Origin of the sequence: Mesorhizobium sp. M7A.F.Ca.MR.148.00.0.0 (assembly GCF_003997735.1) — a bacterium.
Classification (GTDB): domain Bacteria; phylum Pseudomonadota; class Alphaproteobacteria; order Rhizobiales; family Rhizobiaceae; genus Mesorhizobium.
The window spans coordinates 1-2,217 of record NZ_RZTB01000251.1; the positions used below are offsets into that span (position 1 = coordinate 1).

General features: G+C 64.3%; 2 protein-coding genes. Both read left to right on the forward strand.

Translation table 11 applies throughout. From position 1 onward, the window contains the following. The first annotated feature begins 118 nt into the window (after positions 1–118). Positions 119–1,450, forward strand: coding sequence for an ActS/PrrB/RegB family redox-sensitive histidine kinase (locus tag EOB49_RS33650; protein ID WP_127383477.1), 1,332 nt, complete (start codon positions 119–121; stop codon positions 1,448–1,450). Positions 1,451–1,535: 85 nt separating this feature from the next. Next, entirely contained in the window at positions 1,536–2,099 is a 564-nt protein-coding gene (locus EOB49_RS33655) for an ActR/PrrA/RegA family redox response regulator transcription factor (protein ID WP_013528072.1), read from the forward strand. The last annotated feature ends 118 nt before the right edge of the window (positions 2,100–2,217 follow it).

Sequence of the window (2,217 nt, forward strand, 5' to 3'; positions counted from 1 at the left end):
CCGACATGCGCGGCCGCTATCCCAAGCATGTCTGGCCGGAAAACCCGCTGCTCGCCGCCGCCACCGCCCGCGCCAAACCGCGCGGGACCTAGCGTTCCTGGTCCTACGGCTGTAATCCATGGCCATGATCAACGTTTTGCGTTCGCCTGATTTCCAGCAGAGCCAGAGACTGCGCCTCAACACGCTGATCCGGTTGCGCTGGCTTGCCATTGTCGGGCAGAGCCTGACGGTGCTGGTCGTCGCCTATGGGCTGAAGTTTCCGCTGCCGGTCAGCCTCTGCTTTGCCCTGATCGCCTGTTCGGCCTGGATGAACCTGTTTCTCGCCTTCCGCTTTCCGGCGGCGCACCGGCTGACACCGCTTGCGGCCTTCGGCATCCTGATCTTCGACAGCCTGCAGCTTGCCGGCCTGCTCTATATGACCGGTGGCCTCACCAACCCGTTCTCGCTGCTCATGACCGTGCCTGTCGTCATTTCGGCGACATCGCTGCCCCTGCGCCTGACCGCCATCCTCGGCGGGCTGGTCATGTCGGCGGCGACCTTTCTGGTCTTTGTCCATCTGCCGCTGCCCTGGCATGAGGACGCGCCGCTGGCGATGCCTTTTCTCTATGTCGCCGGCATGTGGATGGCGGTGCTGTCCTCGATCGCCTTCACCGCCATATACGCCTTCCGGGTGGCCGCCGAAGCCCGCCTTCTGGCCAATGCGCTCGCCGCAACCGAGCTGGTGCTGCAGCGCGAGCAGCACCTTTCGGCCCTCGACGGGCTGGCCGCGGCGGCCGCGCATGAGCTCGGCACGCCGCTCGCCACCATCGCGCTTGTCGCCAAGGAGATGGAAAAGGCGCTCGGCAAGGATCCGAAATATGGGGAAGACGTAACGCTGTTGCGTTCGCAGAGCGAGCGTTGCCGCGAGATTCTCAAGCGGCTGACCAGCCTGTCCTCCGAGGGCGAGGCGCATCTTTCTCGGCTGCCATTGACCTCGCTGGTCGAGGAGGTCACCGCGCCGCACCGGGACTTCGGCATCTCGATCAAGCTTCGGCCCGGCGAACGCATCGGCCCCGAGCCGGTCGGGCGACGCAATCCGGGCGTCATCTACGGCCTCGGCAACCTGGTCGAGAACGCCGTCGATTTCGCCCGCAAAAGCGTCACCGTGCACTGGAGCTGGGACGAGGCCACCGTCACCTTCTCGATCATCGATGATGGCCCTGGCTTTCCGGCCGAGATCATCGACCGCATCGGCGAGCCCTATATGTCGACGCGCCAGGGCAATGAAACAGGCGGCGGTCTGGGCCTCGGCCTGTTCATCGCCAAGACCCTGCTCGAACGCTCCGGTGCCGTGCTCGATTTCCGCAATTCCAGCGGCCTGGGCGAGGGCGCCATGGTACAGATATCGTGGCCGCGTGGTGTGTTCCTCAATCCGGAAATCACTTCGGCCAGCATGTTCGACACCGCCTGAGAGCCTTGAAGGACCTCTAAAAATTGGACAATCGGGCTCAGGAACTATATTTGCGTAAAATTAAGGCAGCAGGAATTTTGAGACTATGACAGGCGACGAGAATATTGGCGCAATGGTTGAAGGCGAGGACACCTCGCTGCTTGTCGTCGATGACGACAAGCCGTTCCTCACGCGTCTGGCCCGCGCCATGGAAGCCAGGGGCTTCGTGGTCGAGACGGCCGAGAGCGTCGAGGAGGCGGTTGCCAAGGCGCGCGCCAATCCACCCGCCTACGCTGTAGTCGACATGCGGCTCGGGGACGGCAACGGCCTCGACGTGGTCGCGGCCATCCGCGAAAAGCGCGAGGATTCCCGCACCATCATCCTGACCGGCTATGGCAACATCGCCACCGCGGTGACCGCGGTGAAGCTCGGTGCGGTCGATTATCTCTCCAAGCCCGCCGACGCCGATGATATCTTCGCTGCACTCACCCGCACCGCCGGCGAGCGCGCGGCGCCGCCTGAAAACCCGATGTCGGCCGACCGCGTCCGTTGGGAGCATATCCAGCGCGTCTATGAGATGTGCGAGCGCAACGTCTCCGAGACAGCGCGCCGGCTCAACATGCACCGCCGCACCTTGCAGCGCATACTGGCCAAGCGCGCGCCGCGTTAGGATCGCAGGGTGTCGCTTGGGGCCAAGTTTGTAACCAGCGGCGGAGAGAGCCCAATCGCCGAAGTTAGCGCCGCCCCTCATCGCCCTGCCGGGCACTTCTCCCCGTATAGTGACGGGG

Bases quoted from the DNA above. Each gene is read 5' to 3' on its own strand.
- EOB49_RS33655 (WP_013528072.1), top strand. From the start codon at position 1,536: ATGACAGGCGACGAGAATATTGGCGCAATGGTTGAAGGCGAGGACACC.
- EOB49_RS33650 (WP_127383477.1), top strand. From the start codon at position 119: ATGGCCATGATCAACGTTTTGCGTTCGCCTGATTTCCAGCAGAGCCAG.